An 18,407-nucleotide genomic window follows, 5' to 3' on the forward strand; every position below is an offset into this window, starting at 1 on the left:
CGTAGCCCCGGCCCGCACGGCCGGCGGCCGCGTCGGCCCCGCCCCGGAACCGCGACCCCGCGGACCGCCCGCCGGCCCTCAGCCCCCGTCCGCCGCCTCCCCCAGGCGTCCGCCCCTGGCCAGCAGGGCCATGGCCGCCGCGCAGACCAGGCCCACGGCACACAGGGCGAGCCAGGGGGCCGCGGACCAGCCGGTCACGTCGAGGAGGGCGCCCGTGCCCAGGTTGCCGAGGGTGATGCCGATTCCGCAGACGGTGTTGTAGAGCCCGTAGTGGGTGGCCACCCAGCGCCCCCGGGAGAGGGCGACGACGGTGTCCATCTCGTACGGGTAGAGCACCGCGTTCGCGACGGCGAGGACGGCCGCGCACAGCAGCAGCGCGACCGCGCCGCGGCCCAGCGCCGCCGGCGCCAGGAAGGCGCCGCCCATCAGGGCGAGTCCGAGGACGAGACACCGCTCGCGGGTCAGCCGGCGCCGGCACCAGGCCGTGATCCGCAGCTGCCCGGCGAGCGCGACCAGCGCCGAGACGACGAACAGCGCCGTCGTGAGCCCCGTGCCGTCCGCCGCGAGCGGCAGCGCCAGGTAGACCTGGAAGGACAGGACGTACGAGCCGGTCATGGCGAGCGAGAAGAACCAGAACGTGCGGTGGGACAGGACCGTGCGGAACTGCCCCCGCTCCCCCTCCTTCCGTGGCTCGTGCGAGGCCCGTACGGGAAGGTGCCGGAGCTGTACGAGGGTCAGGCCGGCGAACAGCACGGCCGCCACCACGCACGTCAGCCGGAACGACACCCCCGTCAGGGCCACCCCGACGAGCGGCCCCAGCAGGATGCCCGCCTGGTAGTACACGTTGAAGAGCGCGAACGCCTCGACCCGCCGCTCCTCCCCGGCCTCCGCCGCGAGACAGGCCCGCACGGCAGGGTTGAACAGCGCTCCCGCGAGCCCGGTCGCGAGCGAGGCGGCGATCAGCATCGGCAGCGACTGGGCGAAGGCGAGGGCCCCGAATCCGGCCGTCCGCAGCGCGCAGCCGGCCACGATGAGCGGCTTGAAGCCGAGCCGGTCGGCGAGCGCCCCGCCGACGAGGAACATGCCCTGCTGGGAGAGGTTCCGGGCGCCGAGGACGAGCCCGACCGCCCAGGCGGCCATCCCGAGCCCGTCCGCGAGGTGCGCGGCCAGGTACGGCATCAGCATGTAGAAGCCGAGGTTGATGGTGAGCTGGTTGAGGAAGAGGAGCCGTACGGCCGGCTCGAAGGTACGGCTCTGCCGCCAGACGCCCCCCTTGGCGGGAGCGGTCGTGTTCGCGGTGGTCACCGGACGCGCTCCAGCACCTTGCGGGTCCAGCCGTCCACCCGCGCCCCGGCCTCGTACGCGACGGGGTCCTCGCGCACCGGCCCGTCGAGGAGGCCGTGCGCCGCGCAGAAGTCGTCGTTGAAGACGGTGTCGAAGTACCGCTGCGGCCCGTCGGGGAAGACCGCCGCGATCCGGGTCCCGCGCGGCCGGGTCCGGGCCAGCCATCCGGCGACCAGCGCGACCGCGCCCACGCTCCAGCCGCCCGTCGCGAACTGCCGCGAGGCCAGCCGGCGGGCCGCCCGTACCGCCTCGGCCGGGGCCACCCAGTGGATCTCGTCGAAGGCACCGTGGTCCACGTTGCCGGGATGGATCGACGAGCCGAGGCCGCGCATCAGCCGGTTCCCGGCCGGCAGGCCGAAGACGGTGGAGTCCACGGAGTCCACGCCGACCAGTTCGAGGGCGGGACTGCCGCCGGCGCGCAGCGCCCGGGAGATCCCCGCCGAGTGGCCGCCGGTGCCGACCGCGCACACGAGCACGTCGATCCGGTCGAGCTGCCCGGACAGCTCGGCCGCCAGCCCGGCGTACGCGTCGGGGTTGTCGGGGTTCCCGTACTGGTTCGGCCACCAGGAACCGTCCAGGCTCGTCAGCAGCTCGGCGACCCGGTCCATCCGGGCCTGCTGCCAGCCGCCGCACGGGCTCGGCTCGGGCACGACGTGCACCCGGGCGCCGTGGGCGACGAGCATCCGCTCGACGATCGGTTCGAGGCCGGGGTCGGTGACCACGTGCACGGGATGGCCGTGGAGCACGCCCGCGAGGGCGAGGCCGAGACCGAGGGTCCCGGAGGTCGACTCGACGATCGGGGCGCCGGGGCGCAGCTCGCCCCGGCGGCGGGCCTCCTCGACCATGTAGAGGGCGGCCCGGTCCTTGATGCCGCCGAAGTTGAAGCCTTCGAGCTTGGCCCAGTAGCCGTCGTCCGTCCACAGGACGGGGGTGTTGCCGACGGTCTGCCCCTGGACGGGCAGCGTCAGTGGTGCGCTCATGGGAAGTACGTCCTTGAGGTGGGTACGCGAAAGGGAACCTGGTCACGCGAGGGCGAGACCCGGTTCAGTTCCGGTCCACTCCGAGGGCGATCAGCAGACGGCCCGGCTCGGGCCCCGGTCCCGCCCGGCCCCGGACGCAGCGCGCGCGGGGATCGGTGCGGAAGTCCGCTTCGTACGACTGGGATACGGCTCCGCCGGCGTCCGGCGCCGCGAGCTGCGAGGCCGCGGCCTGCGCGGGGAGGTGGGCGTCGAAGGACCACGCGTCCCCGGACCGCTCACAGCCGTGCGGCTGCGCGGGTGCGGAGACGGCCACCGTGCCCGCGGACGGCAGCACGTGCCCGTGGGGGCCGTGGCAGACGCTCACGAGCAGGGCGAGGAGCGCGAGCAGCACGAGCACGGCGGGCGCCCGCCGGCTCACATCGCTCACGCGCTGGTCACTCATGGTGCGCGCGAGACTACGGTGGGGTGCGGCGCGCCCGCAAAGAGGCAGGCGGGCTTTTGGCCACCGTTTACTTCAGGCAGGCGATCACTAAAGGTTCCGCTCCGCGTAGATCTCCATCGCGTCGCGGACCAGGATCGCGGTGCCCTCACCGTGCTTGTCGTAGTTCGCGGTGAAGCGCGGGTCGTCGACGTACATTCGGCCGAGTCCGATCACGTACTCCTTGCTCGGCGTCGTGGTCGTCGACAGCCAGGCGACCTGGCGCCGCGCGATGTCCTGCACCTCGTCGCTGCCGGCGGCCAGGCCGTCCCGGGCCGCCTGCCCGAAGTCGCGGGCGATGCCGGCCTGTTCGTCCATGAAGGCCTTCTTCCGGCCGGCGTCGAGCGAGCGCCACCAGCGGTCGCCCTTCTCGTACGCCTCGCGACCCCAGCGCTCGGTCACCTCCTTCTCGTGCACCGTGTGGTCGAAGCCGTCGAACACTTCATCGGCCATGAGTTCTTCTCCCTTCTCGGTCTTGTGGAGAGTGGTCCGCACCGACGCGATCTGGCGTCCGATGCGCTCGCGCTCCTGCTCCAGGAGCGCGAGGTGGGTCCGCAGGGCGGCGGACGTGTCCCGCTGCCCTTCGAGGACCTCCGCGATGGCGGGCAGCGAGAGCCCCAGCTCGCGCAGCAGCAGGATGCGCTGGAGCCGTACCAGCGCCGCCTGGTCGTAGTACCGGTAACCGTTCGCGCCGATCCGGCTCGGCTCCAGCAGTCCGCGCTCCCCGTAGTGGCGGAGGGTGCGGCTGGTGGTGCCGGCCTTCTTGGCGACCTCTTGGATCGACCACTCCATGCCGAGAACGCTAGATCTTGACGTTGCGGCAAGGTCAAGCCGAATCTCGGCGACACGCGCGCATACGACGAAGACCCGGATCCAGAAGGATCCGGGTCTTCGTTGCTACTGAGTAGCGGGGACAGGATTTGAACCTGCGACCTCTGGGTTATGAGCCCAGCGAGCTACCGAGCTGCTCCACCCCGCGTCGGTAAACACGACTGTACGCCATGGCCGGGGCGATCACGAAATCGGTTTTCGTCAGCACCCGCAGTCGTCGGAGTCGACCGGCGCCGTCAGGGGGTCCGCGGCCTTCTCCGCGGGGCCCTCCCAGGTCTCGTACGCGAAGCCCTCGCGCACCCAGTACTCGAAGCCGCCGAGCATCTCCTTGACCTGGAAGCCCAGCTCGGCGAGGGCCAGCGCGGCGCGGGTGGCGCCGTTGCAGCCGGGGCCCCAGCAGTACGTGACGACCGGCACCGACCTGTCGAGCAGCTGCTCGGCCTGCTCGGGGATGAGCGCGGTCGGCAGGTGGACCGCGCCGGGGACGTGCCCCTGGTCCCAGGAGGCCGTCGAGCGCGAGTCGATCACGACGAAGCCCGGGTCGGCGCCCTCGGCGGCCGCGGTCGCCAGCGCGGAGGCCACGTCCGAGACGTCGGCGTGGAACGCCAGGCTCGCGGAGAAGTACGCGGCCGCGGCCGCGGGGGAGGCCGGCGGGGTCCGGAGAACGGGGTTGACCTGCGTCGCTGTCGTCGTCATGGTGATCAATCTACGGACGATGATCATCGAGCTGAAGGAGGGATTCACGGTGCTGGAAGGCTTAGACCGGGGAATCCCGGGCGTTCACCGCCAGGCGGCGGGGATCTCACGTGTCGGAACGACACTCCCCGCCCCGACCCCCTCGGCTCGTGTCACATGGGCAGCGTTTCCTCCGTCATGACGGCATGACGGGACGCGAAGGGGGAGATCGACGAGTGGACGCCGAGAAGGAACGTGCCGACCTGGAGTTCCCGGCCGAGAACGGCGACAAGGAACTCCTGGCCCGGCGCTTCGAGGCCGACCGGAACCACCTGCGGGCAGTGGCCTACCGGATGCTGGGATCACTCAGCGAGGCCGAGGACGCCGTCCAGGAAGCCTGGCTCAAGCTGAGCCGCGCCGACGTCAGCGCGGTGGAGAACCTCAGCGGCTGGCTGACCACGGTCGTCGGCCGCGTCTGTCTGGACATGCTGCGCTCGCGCTCCTCGCGCCGCGAGGACCCACTGGAGTACTACCTCCCCGACCCGGTGGTCCGGGTCGCGGACACCACCGACCCGGAGCACGCCGCCGAACTCACCGAGACGGTCGGCCTCGCCCTCCTCGTCGTCCTGGAGACGCTGTCGCCGGCCGAACGGCTCGCGTTCGTCCTGCACGACATGTTCGCCGTCTCCTTCGACGAGATCGCCCGGATCGTGGACCGCACGCCGGCCGCGACCCGGCAGCTCGCCAGCCGCGCCCGCCGCCGGGTGCAGGACGCCACCCCCGCCCCGGGCCCCGACCCCCGGCGCCAGCGGGAGATCGCCGACGCCTTCCTCGCCGCCGCGAACGGCGGCGACTTCGAGGGCCTCCTCGCCGTCCTCGACCCGGACGTGGTGCTGCGCGCGGACGGCGGCCGCGTCCTCGCGGGCGCGTCCAAGCTGGTGCGGGGCGCCGAGGCCGTCATCTCGCAGGCCCTCATGTACGCCAAGTTCCGGCAGGCGTCGCTGCCGGTCGTGGTCAACGGCGCGCCCGCGTTCCTGTCCGTCGTGAAGGGACGCCCGGCCGCGCTCATGTCCTTCACCATCGCCGGAGACCGGATCGTCGGGCTCCAGGTCCTCGCGGACCTGGAACGCCTCGCCGCCCTCGGCTTCACGAAGGAGGAGCTGGCCCGGGCCGCGTAGGCCGTTCCTTTCGGACGCCGCGAGCCCGGCAGGATCCGGAAGAGACGGCCTGGGGCCCGCGGGCGGCCGCGGTCTCGTGACGGCGGCTCACTTCCCCCTGGCGGCCGACCAGGACGCCTCGACCGTCAGGGCGACGGCCGCGCTCACGACGCCGAGGACCGCCCCGGCGGCGACGTCGCCGGGGTAGTGGACCCCGGTGTGCACCCGGGAGTAGCCCACGGCCCCCGCGAGGACCCCGAGGGGCGCCGCGGCGACCGGCAGGACCACACCGACGGCGGTGGCGAAGGCCACCGCCGACGCGGTGTGCCCGGACGGGAACGACGCCGAGTCGGGCATGCGGACATGGCGGGCCACCTCCACCCGGGCGGCCTCCCGGTCCGGCCTCGCCCTGCGGACCAGCCGCTTGCCCAGCAGATTGGCCGAGGCCGAGGCCACGGCGATCGCCCCGACCCCGGCGAGCGCCGCCTTGCGCGGCCGGCCCGGCACCAGGGCGAGCGCGGCCGCCACCGTGAACGAGATCTTCGAGTGGTCGGCCGTCCTGGACAGCCGGCGCAGCCTCACGTCGAGCGTGGGCGTGGGCGTCGCTGCCACGGCGGCGTACACGGCACCGTCGACCGCGCGCAGGTCCCGGAGGATGTCCTGGAGCGGGCCGGTCTTCGTCGTCGTGGTCATGTGCTGTTCCTTCGCGTGGTGCCGGATGAGCTGTGGAGCGCGAGCGCGGCGATCCGCCGCCAGTCGAGGGGCGGCCTGGGCGGGACGGACCCGGGCCGGTCGCGCGGCACCAGGACCCGCAGGGCGCGCGGGCGGAGGGTGCAGACGACCGGGGTGGGCAGGACGAGCGCCTCGCCGTCGACGGCCACGGGGATGGCGCCGGCGCCGTAGCCACCGCCGTTCCCGTTCCCCTTCCCCTTCCCGTCGGCGTCGCCGCCATTCCCGTTGCCGTTGCCGTTGCCGTTGCCGTTGCCGTTGCCGTTGCCGAGGTTTCCCGAGGCGCCCACGACCTCGACCCGGCCGGCGGTCAGGACGTTCAGGCCGGTCGCCTGGGTGCCCCAGACCGCCAGACCGGCGGCCTCCGCGGCGCTCGTCACCCGGACGCCGATGACGCCGAGTTCACCCCCGTCGAGCCGGGGTCTGCGGGCGGCGGCGGCACCGAAGGGGTCGGGGGCCGCGTACGGGTTGTTGCTGACGAGGATCGCCTGCTGCGCGAGCAGCCGGCTGCCGTCGGCGGTCGCGTCGAGGCCGGGGCCCTGACCGCCCTGGAGCAGATCGGGCAGGGCGTCCAGCGCGGTGCCCGCCTTCGCGTCGCGGTACTCGGGGCGCTGGACGACGTCCGCGTACACGCCGAAGGAGACGGTGTTCACGAACGGCCGGCCGGAGACCGAGCCCAGGTCGACCCGGAGCTCCTCGCCGTCGACGAGGGCGGCCAGGCAGTTCGACGGGTCGTCGCGGTCGAGGCCCAGGTCGAGGGCGAAGTGGTTACGGGTGCCGGCCGAGACGACGAGGAACGGCAGGTCGTGCTCGGCGGCCACCGCGGCGACCAGGGCCTGGGTGCCGTCGCCGCCGGCCACCCCGAGCAGGTCGGCGCCGTCGGCGACGGCCTCCCGGGCGAGCGCGGCGACATCGGTCTCGACGGACGGGTCGATCAGGATCACCCGGGCGCCCAGCTTCTCCGCGCGCTCGACCAGGGCGAAGCGGCCGACCTTCCCGCCCCCGGACTTCGGGTTCATGATCAGGACCGGCCGGCGGGGTCTCGGCCGCCGCTCGCCGCGCGCCCGGTCCGTCGGCGTGACGGGTCCGCGCGGCTCCGTGGGGCGGCGCAGGGCCGCCCGCGCGCAGAGCAGCGCCACCGCCCACAGTCCGAGGGCGAGCAGCGCGGTCAGCCACAGGCCCCCGACGATGTAGAGGGTCAGGGTCGCGACGGGCGCGCCGACGGCCAGCAGCGCGCCGAGGACCCGCAGCGGCCCGCGGTGGGCGAGGAACCACCAGATGCCCACGGCCGACGCGACGAGCCCGGCGAGCCCGATCACCAGGATCACCAGCCCGCCGGCGCCGAGTCCCGTCAGCAGCAGGACGACCGCCGCCGCCGCGGCGAGAAGCGCGCACCGGGCCAGCCTCCGGGCCGTACCCAACGGGTCCTTCGCCCCGTACCCCGTCGCCGTCACCGGCCCCACCTCCACGCTCCGCGCCCAGCGCTCCACGGTCCAGACTCACCCACGCTGCCTCACCTCGCGCCCCGGAAGGACCCGTTCGCAGGAAAAAGATCTTCGAGAGGGCGATGATTTCCGGGCGGCGCCGCCGTCTTCACCGGCGTATCCCCCAGCGAAGCGACCGACGAACACACAGGAGCGGGTCCATGCGCATCGTCATCACCGAGTTCATGAGCCTCGACGGCGTCGTCCAGGCCCCCGGCGGCCCCAAGGAGGACACCGACGGCGGATTCGCCAACGGCGGCTGGACCGGCCCCTTCTTCGACCCGGAGGTCGTCGGCGGCGCCTTCGCCGAGGCCACCGAGCGGGCCGAGGCGCTGCTCTTCGGCCGCCGCACGTGGCAGACGATGGCCGGCGCCTGGCCGGCGCGGGCCGGCGACCCCTTCGCCGACCGCATGAACGCGATCCCGAAGTACGTCGTCTCCCAGACCCTCGGCGAGGCCGACCTCACCTGGAACAACACCACGCTCATCCCCGGCGACAAGGCCCTCGCCCGCCTCCGCGAACTCCACCAGGCCCCCGGCGGGGACCTCCTCGTCATGGGCAGCCCGTCCCTCGTCCGCACGCTCCTCGCCGAGGACCTCGCCGACGAACTCCGCCTCATCGTCATGCCGGTGCTCCTCGGCGGCGGCAAGTCGCTGTTCCCCACGGACGGCGCCATGCGCACCCTCGAACTCGTCTCCACCGTCACCAGCCCCCTGGGCGTCAACGTCTGCACCTACCGCCGCCCGGAGTGAGCCCGGCCCCTCCCCCGCGTACGACGAAGCGCCCCGCCCGGTCGAGACCGTGCGGGGCGCTTCCGTGTGCGGGGACGGCTCGATGGCCCAAAGCGGCGCTGGACGGTTCCGCCACCCCTGGGGGGCTTCTCCCCGGCTCCCGCGCTCGGCATCGTAGGTGTCGCCGGGGGACGCCCCGGGCGACCTGACCGCCCAGCGCCCGTCCTGGCGCGTCACACCCCGCAGCACAGCCTCATCCGGGACTGACCCACAAGGTCCGCCGAGCCCCGACCGCGGCTCCTCCCGGGACACCTCGCTCTCGCGCCGCACCGGGCGGCGCGTCTTGAGGACCGCTCGGAGCACGTCCGCATGAGCTGACGGCACCGCTCGTCGCACGGCTCCGCCGCGTCCGCACTCGGCTCTGTTCTCACCTTCCTTGGTCACCGCCTCGGCCCATCCATGCCTTTTTCAGGAGATTTGTCATGAACTCGAAGCGTGTTCCGTCTCGTGCCCTTGCCCTCGCCCTCGCCGCCCTCACCGCCACGGGGCTGTCGCTGACCGTCGACGCGGCGGCTTACGCCTCGCCGCAGAAGGCGACCACGAAGGCCTCGACGGGGAAGAAGGCGGCCACGCCCGTCGGTACGAGCACCACGTTCACCCCGACCGTCGCCGACCCGACCACGGCCACCGCCGAGGAACTCATCGCCGGCGCCGAGGCGGCCGGGCTACCGGCCCCGACGACCGCCCCGGGCACGGGCTTCGTCAAGCAGACCGACGGCTCGGACACGGCGCGGACCTTCCTCGCGCAGGCCGCCGCCGACGACTCCACCGCCGGCGGGGAGATCACCCGGGACGAGATCCTCGCCCGCGCCCAGAGCTGGATCGACCAGCAGGTCCCGTACAGCCAGACGGCCTACCACACCGACTCCAACGGCACGTACCGGCAGGACTGTTCCGGATTCGTCTCGATGGCCTGGCACCTGAGCGTCGGTTCGAACAACAACTGGGGCGCGACCACCTGGACGCTCCCCAACTACGCCACCCGCCTGGGCAGCCTCGACGACCTCCTCCCCGGCGACATGATCGACAAGGAGGACCAGCACGTCGTCCTCTTCAAGGGGTGGACGGACAGCTCGCACACCACCGCGGTCATCATGGAAGAGGCCCGTCCCGGCACCAACGCCCGGCAGACCACGCTGTCCCGCTCCTACCTGACGGACAACGGCTTCCACCCCTACCGCTACGACAAGGTCATCGAGCGGCGCGTCAACACCACCCCCTCCCTGAACGGTGACGCGAACGCCGACATGGCGGTCCTGAGCACCGACGGCGACCTGGCGATACGGAACAACATCGGCGCCGGCGACGGCTTCGGCACCAGCCAGACCGTCAGCCAGGGGTGGGCCAACTTCCTCGGCAACCCCGGACAGGGCCGCCTCTACTTCGCCGACGTCAACGGCGACGGGCTGAAGGACCTCGTCGTCCACTCGACCGACGGCGACGTCGCCATCCGTCTCAACCTCGGTGCCGGGGACGGCTTCGGCACCAGCAAGGTCGTCAGCCAGGGCTGGGCCAACTTCCTCGGCGGCGCCGGCAAGGGCCGTCTGTACTTCGCCGACGCCAACGGCGACGGCAACGCCGACATGCTGGTGCATCCGCCTCAACCTGAGCGCGGGCGACGGCTTCGGCACCAGCAAGACCGTCAGCCAGGGCTGGGCCAACTTCCTCGGCGGCGCCGGCAAGGGCCGTCTGTACTTCGCCGACGCCAACGGCGACGGCAACGCCGACATGCTGGTGCATGATCCGGGCACCCTCCGCCCCGGCGACGTCCCGCACGGCGTCGCCGGGGCGGAGGGCGACCGCACCTGTCCGTCATCCCACGATCCGAAGGAACACAGCCATGTCGTCACGGGGCATACGAACCGGCCTCCTCGCCGCCCTCACCACCCTCGGCGCCCTCGCCGTCACCGCGGCCCCCCAGGCCTCCGCGGCCGGCACCGCGGAGACCGCGTCCCGCGCCGTCACCTACCAGGGGCACACCTTCCACATCCCCTCCGACTGGGCCGTCGTCGACCTGACCGCCGATCCCACCGCCTGCGTACGCTTCGACCGCCACGTCCTCTACCTCGGGACCCCCGGCGCGAACCAGAAGTGCCCCAGCGGGATCACCGGCAAGACCGACGCCCTGCTCGCCGAGCCCGTCCGCACGAGCGCGGACCGGCAGGGGGCCGAGCAGGCCCCCATGGACCGGGAGGTGCGCGTCGCGGCGGACACCCTCACCGTCACCGCGACCTACGCCACCGACCCCGCCACCGTGACCGGCATCCTCGCCGACGCGGGCCTGCCCACCCAGCCCCGCCCCGTGGCCATGACCGCGCAGGCGTCCGCCTCGGTCGCGACGCTGCCGGTGTCCGCCGTCAACTACACGGGCAAGGGCTTCGACGCCTGCACCGCGCCCAGCCCCACCCTCATGCAGGCGTGGAAGAACTCCTCCCCCTACGGTGCCGTCGGCATCTACGTGGGCGGCTCCGAGCGCGGCTGCGCCCAGCCGAACCTCACCCCCTCCTGGGTCGCCCAGCAGGCGAGCGCGGGCTGGAAGTTCATCCCGCTCTACGTCGGTGTCCAGGCCCCCGACCTCACCTCGCCCACCTCCCAGGGCACCGCGTCCGCGGAGGACGCCGTGAACGACATGGCGGCGCTCGGCTTCGGCAGGGGCAGCCTCGTCTACTACGACATGGAGCACTACGCCGAGGGCCACCGCTCCGACGTCCTGGCCTTCCTCGCCGCCTGGACCAAGCGACTGCACGAACTGGGCTACAAGTCCGGCGTCTACGCCAGCTCCCTCTCCGGCACGGCCGACCTGGCCCAGACGAGCAGTGGATACCCCCGGCCGGACGTGATCTTCAACGCCCGCTGGAACGGCGTCGCGAACACCGAGGACGAGGTCATCCCCGCCCACCTGTGGGCCGACCACCAGCGGGTCCACCAGTACGCCGGGAACGAGACGGAGACCTGGGGCGGCCAGACGCTGCAGATCGACCGCGACTACCTCGACGTCTCGGTCGGCTCCGGCCCCACCACGAGCAAGGCCTCCCTCAACGGTGACGCGAACGCCGACATGGCGGTCCTGAACACCGCCGGCGACCTGGCGATACGGAACAACATCGGCGCCGGCGACGGCTTCGACGGCGGCAGCGTCGTCAGCCAGGGCTGGGCCAACTTCCTCGGCAACCCCGGACAGGGCCGCCTCTACTTCGCCGACACCGACGGCGACCGGCTGAAGGACCTCGTCGTCCACTCCACCGACGGCGACATCGCCATCCGCCGCAACCTCGGCGCCGGCAAGGGCTTCGGCAGCAGCACCGTCGTCAGCCAGGGCTGGGCCAACTTCCTCGGCGGCGCCGGCAAAGGCCGTCTGTACTTCGCCGACGCCAACGACGACGGCGACGCCGACATGATCGTCCACTCGCCCGACGGCGACGTCGCCATCCGCCTCAACCACAACAACGGCGACTACTTCGACGGCGGCAGCGTCGTCAGCCAGGGCTGGGCCAACTTCCTCGGCAACGCCGGACAGGGCCGCCTCTCCTTCGCCGACGCCAACGGCGACGGCAACGCCGACATGATCGTCCACTCCACCGACGGCGACATCGCCATCCGCCCCAACCTCGGCGCGGGCGACGGCTTCGGCACCAGCAAGACCGTCAGCCAGGGCTGGGCCAACTTCCTCGGCGGCACCGGCAAGGGCCGCCTCTACTTCGCCGACGCCACCGGCGACGGCAACGCCGACATGCTCGTCCACTCCACCGACGGCGACATCGCCATCCGCCCCAACCTCGGCGCCGGCGACGGCTTCGGCACCAGCAAGACTGTCAGCCAGGGCTGGGCCAACTTCCTCGGCAACCCCGGCCAGGGCCGCCTCTCCTTCGACTGAGACACCCGAAACGACGGAGCGCCCCGACCAGTCGAAACCGGTCGGGGCGCTCCGCGGCAGGTCAGAGGGTCTCCCCTCGCCTGCGCTCGGTAGGCCGTGTGGGACTCGAACCCACAACCAATGGATTAAAAGTCCACTGCTCTGCCAATTGAGCTAACGGCCCGTGGACAAGCACACCCGAGCAGCATAGCCCGAGAGATCCCCGGAACCGATCGGGTATCCGACACCGGCCGCGCCGTGCGTCGGCCCGGCCGCCCGCCGGGCCCCGGCCGTGGCGGCCGGGGCGACGGGGGCGTACGGGCAGCGGGCCGGACGGGTGGGCGTCAGAAGAGGCCCTTGTAGGTGTTCCAGCCGCCGGTGCCGATGAGCATGCGGGGGCCGTAGGAGCCGCCGCAGGTGCCGTCGTAACCGTAGAGCCGGCCGGCCGTGTCGCGGGCGGTGAGGTCGGCGCAGCCGTCGCCGGAGATGTCACCGGTGCCCACCACCGCGGTGTAGACGCCCCAGCCGGTGCCCGCCTTGACGCGGGGGCTGAAACCACCGGTCGCCGTGGCGTAGTAACGCCACAGGACGCCGGAGGCGTCGATGCCGAGCAGGTCGCCCCGTCCGTCGCGGTTGAGGTCGCCGGCCCCGATGACCTTCTTGTACAGCTTCCAGTTGGTGCCGGTCCGGACCCGGGGCTTCATCCGGTGGTCGGCCGTGCCGGCGTAGAAGTACATGTCGCCGGTCGTCGTCTGGCGGGCGATCAGGTCGGTGAAGCCGTCGCCGTTCGCGTCGCCGGGGGACGTCAGGATGTCGTACTGCCCCCAGCCCGAGCCGAGCAGCGTGTACGGCGAGGAGGCCGACACGACCTTCCCGCAGCCGGGCCGGTACGCCCGCAGCTGGTCGCCGACCCGGGCGAGGACGTCCGCGCAGCCGTCGGCGTTCACGTCGCCGAACGGCACGAGGACGGAAGTGGCGGGGAACTTCGTGCCCGTCCCGGTCATGCGCGCGGACAGCCCGCCGTACGCGTCGCCGCGGTACATCGACACCAGGCCGGCCGTGTCCATCGCGAGCAGGTCGCCCTGGCCGTCGTTCCCGGCCATGTCACGCCAGGCCGGCTGGCCGCCGGAGACCGTGACCGTGCCGGTCAGGGACAGGTCGCTGCCCTGCCCGTCCGCCGTGTTCGCCTGCAGGTGCCAGGTGTACCGGGCGTTCGCGACGGGCTTCCCCGCCGCCGTCTTCCCGTCCCAGGTGACGTCGATACGGCTCCGGGTCTCGCCGCCCCCGTAGACGCGGACCGGGTTCCCGGACAGGTCGCGCAGCGTCAGCTGCCAGTACGACGAGGGCTTGGACAGCGCCCAGGACACCTTCCAGCCGTCCTGCGCCCGCATGGTCGCCGGCACGTTCGCCGAGGCGGCGGTGAGGTCGGAGGTGGGGACACCGGGCCACACGACGTGGACGAGGTTCTCGGCGTCCTTGTACGCGACGGCCCCGCCGAAGCGGTCCACGGTCCAGGACTCGCGGCGGGCGCCGCGCACGGGAGCGGAGTCGACGAGCCTGCGCACCGCCGGCTTGCCGTTGGTGACCTTGGTCAGGTCGGTGAGCCGGAGGTACTCGCCGGCGTCCCGGTCGACGACGTAGCCGTCGCCCAGCAGGGCGCCGCCGGCCGCTCCCGTGGTCAGCTGCAGCTTCGTGTTCGTCTTGAGGTCGACCACGCCCTGCTGGGCCGACCCGCATCCCCAGTACAGCCAGCGGCCGGCGGACGCCTGAAGCTCCGTCGGGACGCACGCCGCACCGGTCGTGACCTTGCCGAGGTCCTTGCCGGTGGCCAGGTCGGTCCGCGCCACCTCGCCCGCCGCGGCCGAACCCGCGTACAGGGTGTCCCCCCAGAGGGCCGCCGGCGCGGACGGCGTCTCGCGGACGACGCTCTGCGCGTCGAGGTCCACGACGAGCGTCCGGCTGCTGCCCTGGAAGACCGCGCGGCGGCCGAAGACGTCGGTGATCCGTCCGTTCGTCTCGCCGGTGTACACCCGGCTCACCTGACCGGCGGAGGTGCGGGCGGTGACCTCCAGCGCCCGGGAGGCGTCACGGGCCAAATAGACCGTACGGCCGTCCCCGCTGTCGAACAGCGGCGTGCTGCCGTCCAGTTCCCTCGTCTCCGCGCCCGCCCACACCGGCTGCGGATGACCGGTGTGCACCGGCCCGACCGGAAGCGGCGTCCGGCCGTAGAAGCCGCTGCCCTGAGGGGTGTTCAGCTCCAGGGTGGAGAGCCGGCCCGCGCCGAGGGCCAGCGACCTCACCTCGGCCGGCAGCGGCTCGAGACGGCGCAGCTTCTCCAGGACCGGCGCGCCGCCGTCCTTCGCCGGGACGGCCTTGAAGAGGGACCAGTCGGAGGACGACGTGCCGCCGACGACGGCCGCGCCCCCGCCCGTGATCTGGGTGAGTTCGGCCTCGGCCTTCCCCAGCAGGGTCTGGCTCCGGCCGTCGGGGTGGAGGGCGACGAGCGGCCGGTTCAGGGCGGCGTCCGTGCCGGAGGCGTCGCCGACCGCGAGGATCCAGTCGCCGACCAGGCCGATGCGGTCGGTGCCCAGGCCCTCGGGGAGTACGCGGGTCTGCTCGGGCCCGGCGAGGGCGGAGCGCTGCCGCACGTGCACCGTGCGGTTCCTGTCCACCCAGGCGATCCGGTCGGGGCCGACGGCCACCGGCGCGACGAGCACGCTCCCGGTCGGGGTGGGGGCGTCCAGCACGGTCAGCTGCCCGGTGCTCAGGTCGACGACGCCCAGGTCGGTGTAGTCGTACGGCTGCGTGGCGCCCGTACGGCCGAAGCGGATCACGGCGACGGAGGCGTCACCGGCCGCGAGCCGCGCGTGGTGCAGGTCCGCGTCCGCGGGCCAGCCGGTCACCGGGACCGGGGCCGCCGCCGGGTCCCCGGCGCTTCGCAGGTAGTACCCGGTCGTCGTGGAGAGGTCCTCGGCCGACGCGTACTGCTGGAAGAGCAGCGTGTCCCCGAGCAGCCCCCGGTAGCCCGCGTCGCGCGGCATGTCGAGCGTCCGCTCGGTGCCGGTCGTCAGGTCGCGGAGGTAGTGGCTGCCGATGCCCCGCTGGACGTAGAGCCACCGCCCGCCCGTGCCGGACTCCGCGAACGGCAGGAACCCCTTGTCGTACCCCAGCGGAACGCTCTTCGCGGGGTCGGCGAAGTCCGTCCACTCCAGCTGCCCGCCGGCCCCCTCGGTCTCGTGCACGTAGCCCGTCGGCCCGACCGCCGTGACGGTCTCCTGCCGTGGCACGTCCCGCCAGTTCGGCGCGACGTCCAGCTGGTCGATCCCCACGATCGGCGACGCCTGCGCCGTGATGACGGGCGACAGCACGACACCCGACGCGAGCATCGTGGTGGCCAGGACGGCGATACGCGCGCGGGGACGCCGCGCGCGTGCGAAACGAGACAAAGAGAGGTCCCTCCCCGGGGCAACCTGATGTTCCGAGATCGGGCGGAAGTCTCCGTCGGCCCCCCTGGCCGGCACTCCCCACCCGTCGACCGCTTGAGCGTATCCCGTCGCGCCCCCGTACGACTCAGGGCCCGCCCCGGCACCGAAGTGCGGGGCGGGCCCTGAGGCTCGTTCAGCGGTTCACGGCAGGTCAGCCGTTGCGCTTCCAGCGGGGCTTGTCGTCGCGACGGCCGAAGGAGCCGCCGGTCGAGCCGGTGCCGCGGTGGTCGTCGCGACGGCCGAAGGGACGGTCGCCGCCACCGGAGCGGAAGCCGCCGGAGGGACGGTCGTCACGACGGTCGCGGTTGAAGGGACGGTCGCTGCCGCGGTGGCCGCCGGTGGGGCGGTCGTTGTCGCGGCGCTCGAAGGGGCGGCCGCCGCGGTCGTCACGGTTGAAGCCACCGGACGGACGGTCGTCACGGCGGAAGCCACCACGGTCGCCACCACGGTCGTCACGGTTGAAGCCACCCGAGGGACGGTCGTCACGGCGGAAGCCACCGGACGGACGGTCGTTGTCGCGACGGAAGCCGCCACGGTCGCCACCACGGTCGTCACGGTTGAAGCCACCCGAGGGACGGTCGTCACGGCGGAAGCCACCGGACGGACGGTCGTCACGGCGGAAGCCGCCACGGTCGCCACCACGGTCGTCACGGTTGAAGCCACCGGACGGACGGTCGTCACGGCGGAAGCCACCGGACGGACGGTCGTTGTCGCGACGGAAGCCACCGGACGGACGGTCGTCGCGACGGAAGCCACCACGGTCGCCACCACGGTCGTCACGGTTGAAGCCACCGGACGGACGGTCGTCGCGACGGAAGCCGCCACGGTCGCCACCGCGGTCGCGGCGCTCGTAGTTGCCGCGCTCGTCGCGGGCCGGGCGCTCCTCGCGGCGCTGCTCCTCGACGCGGGCGGCGCGCTCGGCCTCGACGGCCGCGGCGGCCACCTCGGCCTCGGCGGCCTCGGTCACCTCGGCGACGGCGGCCTCGGGGTCCTCGCCGCGCTCGCGGGCGGCGCGGGCCACCAGGCGGTCGGCCTCCTCGCGGAGCTCGACGGCACGGCGCTGGAGGCGCTCCAGCTGCTTGGTCAGGTCGACGACCTCGCGCTCGGCCTGCTTGGCCGAGTTGTTCGCGGAGTCGGCCTGGACCTCGGTCAGCGAACGGGCGCCGGTGATCTCGGCGACCTCCGGGTCGAACGCGCCGGCGCCGCCGACGATGTGGCGCGTGGCGTCGACGCCCGCGTCCTCCATCAGGCGGAAGATCTGGCGGCGCTGGTGCGGCAGGGCCAGGGAGACCACGACACCGGAGCGGCCGGCGCGGGCGGTACGGCCCGAGCGGTGCAGGTAGTCCTTGTGGTCGCCGGCCGGGTCCACGTTCAGGACCAGGTCGATGCCGTCGACGTGGATGCCTCGGGCGGCGACGTCGGTCGCGACGAGCGCGTTGACGTAGCCGTCCTTGAAGTCGGCCAGGGTGCGCGTACGGGCGCCCTGGGTCATGCCGCCGTGCAGGGCGTCGGCCTTCACACCGGAGTCGCGCAGCTGTTCGGCGATGCGGTCGGCACCGAGCTGGGTGCGGACGAAGATGATCGTGCGGCCCTTGCGGGCGGCGATCGCGGCGGTGACCGGCGCCTTGTCCTTCGGCTTCACGACGAGGACGTGGTGGGTCATGGTGGTGACGGCACCGGCGGACGGGTCGACCTCGTGCGTGATCGGGTCCACCAGGTAGCGCTTGACCAGGCTGTCGATCTCGTTCTCCAGGGTGGCGGAGAAGAGGAGGCGCTGGCCGCCGACCGGGACCTGGTCGAGCAGCTCGGTGACCTCGGGCAGGAAGCCCAGGTCGGCCATCTGGTCGGCCTCGTCGAGGACGGCGATCTGGACGTTCTCGAGGGAGCAGGCGCCGCGGTTGATGATGTCGCGGAGACGGCCCGGGGTGGCGACGAGGATGTCGACGCCGCGCTCCAGGGCGTAGATCTGGTTGCCCATGGACGTACCGCCGCAGACGACCTTCATCTTGAGGCCGAGCACGTCGCCGTACGGCTGGAGGGCGTCCGCGACCTGCATCGCGAGCTCACGGGTCGGGGTGAGGATGACGCCGCGGGGCTTCTTCTTGTCGGTGTGACCGCCGGCCAGGGTGGCGAGCAGCGGCAGACCGAAGGAGAGGGTCTTGCCGGAGCCGGTGCGGCCGCGGCCGAGGATGTCCTTGCCGGCCAGGGCGTCCGGGATGGTCGCGGCCTGGATCGGGAAGGGGGTGGTGACGCCGTTCTGGGCGAGCTTGCGCACGACGCCCTCGGGCAGACCGAGGTCGCCGAAGGTGATGGTGGGCTCGTCGGAGTCCGTGGACTCCTCGGACTCCTCGTCGAAGACGTCGGAGTCGGCGTCGAGGACCTCGTCGACGGTGATGTCGGCCTCGAGCTCGGCGATCTCGGTGGCCTCTACGGCCTCGACGATCTCGTCGTTCTCGGGCATGACGGCGTGGTCAGAACTGAAAATGGACATGCGAAATGCGAAACCTTCCGGAGTCTCGGCACGCGCCCGTCAACTCCGTGATTTCGCAAACGACCGCCTCAATGCGGTCAGCCACGGCTAGGGAGAGTACGCGCCACGC

At 72.8% G+C, this 18,407-nt stretch carries 13 protein-coding genes and 2 tRNA genes; 4 read left to right on the forward strand and 11 right to left on the reverse strand.

Going from position 1 to position 18,407, the window contains the following annotated elements; all coding sequences use genetic code 11:
* Positions 1–78 precede the first annotated feature (78 nt).
* From OO54_RS30780 to OO54_RS30805, 6 genes are all read right to left on the reverse strand, one after another.
* Positions 79–1,305 carry an MFS transporter gene (locus OO54_RS30780; RefSeq protein ID WP_033208927.1) on the reverse strand — a complete coding sequence of 409 codons (1,227 nt, stop codon included), beginning with the start codon at positions 1,303–1,305 and terminating at the stop codon, positions 79–81.
* Positions 1,302–2,324 carry a PLP-dependent cysteine synthase family protein gene (locus OO54_RS30785; RefSeq protein WP_051787304.1) on the reverse strand — a complete coding sequence of 341 codons (1,023 nt, stop codon included), beginning with the start codon at positions 2,322–2,324 and terminating at the stop codon, positions 1,302–1,304. The genes OO54_RS30780 and OO54_RS30785 overlap by 4 nt, the downstream gene beginning before the upstream one ends.
* A 64-nt stretch (positions 2,325–2,388) precedes the next feature.
* Positions 2,389–2,766, reverse strand: a complete 378-nt coding sequence (locus OO54_RS30790) for a hypothetical protein (RefSeq protein WP_157856535.1) — start codon at positions 2,764–2,766, stop codon at positions 2,389–2,391.
* A gap of 87 nt (positions 2,767–2,853) precedes the next feature.
* The gene (locus OO54_RS30795) at positions 2,854–3,594 is read right to left on the reverse strand and encodes a MerR family transcriptional regulator (protein WP_033208930.1); all 741 of its coding nucleotides are present in this window, start codon (positions 3,592–3,594) and stop codon (positions 2,854–2,856) included.
* A 113-nt stretch (positions 3,595–3,707) separates the two neighbouring features.
* Positions 3,708–3,781 (reverse strand) — tRNA-Met (locus OO54_RS30800).
* A 53-nt stretch (positions 3,782–3,834) separates the two neighbouring features.
* A complete protein-coding gene (locus tag OO54_RS30805) occupies positions 3,835–4,329 on the reverse strand; it encodes a rhodanese-like domain-containing protein (RefSeq protein WP_234439332.1) in 495 nt (164 codons plus the stop codon).
* Positions 4,330–4,514: 185 nt separating this feature from the next.
* On the opposite strand from OO54_RS30805, the gene OO54_RS30810 reads away from it, so the two are divergent.
* The gene (locus OO54_RS30810; protein WP_078905422.1) at positions 4,515–5,486 is read left to right on the forward strand and encodes a sigma-70 family RNA polymerase sigma factor; all 972 of its coding nucleotides are present in this window, start codon (positions 4,515–4,517) and stop codon (positions 5,484–5,486) included.
* 87 nt (positions 5,487–5,573) lie between these two features.
* Here OO54_RS30810 and OO54_RS30815 read toward each other — a convergent pair whose 3' ends face one another.
* Together OO54_RS30815 and OO54_RS30820 are read right to left on the reverse strand one after the other, a co-directional pair.
* On the reverse strand, positions 5,574–6,158 hold the full coding sequence (locus OO54_RS30815; protein ID WP_033208934.1) for a phosphatase PAP2 family protein: 585 nt from the start codon (positions 6,156–6,158) through the stop codon (positions 5,574–5,576).
* Entirely contained in the window at positions 6,155–7,648 is a 1,494-nt protein-coding gene (locus OO54_RS30820) for a diacylglycerol/lipid kinase family protein (RefSeq protein WP_234439333.1), read from the reverse strand. The genes OO54_RS30815 and OO54_RS30820 overlap by 4 nt, the downstream gene beginning before the upstream one ends.
* A 191-nt stretch (positions 7,649–7,839) precedes the next feature.
* Here OO54_RS30820 and OO54_RS30825 point away from each other — a divergent pair, with 191 nt between their 5' ends.
* The 3 genes from OO54_RS30825 to OO54_RS46865 all read left to right on the forward strand — a co-directional run bounded on the left by OO54_RS30825 (position 7,840) and on the right by OO54_RS46865 (position 12,343).
* Positions 7,840–8,430, forward strand: a complete 591-nt coding sequence (locus OO54_RS30825) for a dihydrofolate reductase family protein (RefSeq protein ID WP_033208936.1) — start codon at positions 7,840–7,842, stop codon at positions 8,428–8,430.
* A 461-nt stretch (positions 8,431–8,891) separates the two neighbouring features.
* A complete protein-coding gene (locus OO54_RS42580; RefSeq protein WP_051787306.1) occupies positions 8,892–10,211 on the forward strand; it encodes a C40 family peptidase in 1,320 nt (439 codons plus the stop codon).
* A 98-nt stretch (positions 10,212–10,309) separates the two neighbouring features.
* Complete coding sequence (locus OO54_RS46865; protein ID WP_051787308.1) at positions 10,310–12,343, forward strand: glycoside hydrolase domain-containing protein; 2,034 nt, start codon at positions 10,310–10,312, stop codon at positions 12,341–12,343.
* A 90-nt stretch (positions 12,344–12,433) separates the two neighbouring features.
* On the opposite strand, the gene OO54_RS30840 is transcribed toward OO54_RS46865, so the two are convergent.
* The 3 genes from OO54_RS30840 to OO54_RS30850 all read right to left on the reverse strand — a co-directional run bounded on the left by OO54_RS30840 (position 12,434) and on the right by OO54_RS30850 (position 18,298).
* Positions 12,434–12,506 (reverse strand) — tRNA-Lys (locus OO54_RS30840).
* A 160-nt stretch (positions 12,507–12,666) separates the two neighbouring features.
* Complete coding sequence (locus OO54_RS42590; protein ID WP_157856536.1) at positions 12,667–15,768, reverse strand: FlgD immunoglobulin-like domain containing protein; 3,102 nt, start codon at positions 15,766–15,768, stop codon at positions 12,667–12,669.
* 190 nt (positions 15,769–15,958) lie between these two features.
* Positions 15,959–18,298, reverse strand: coding sequence for a DEAD/DEAH box helicase (locus tag OO54_RS30850; RefSeq protein WP_033208937.1), 2,340 nt, complete (start codon positions 18,296–18,298; stop codon positions 15,959–15,961).
* Positions 18,299–18,407: the final 109 nt, after the last annotated feature.

This window comes from Streptomyces wedmorensis (assembly GCF_000716445.1).
In the GTDB taxonomy this organism is placed as follows: domain Bacteria; phylum Actinomycetota; class Actinomycetes; order Streptomycetales; family Streptomycetaceae; genus Streptomyces; species Streptomyces wedmorensis.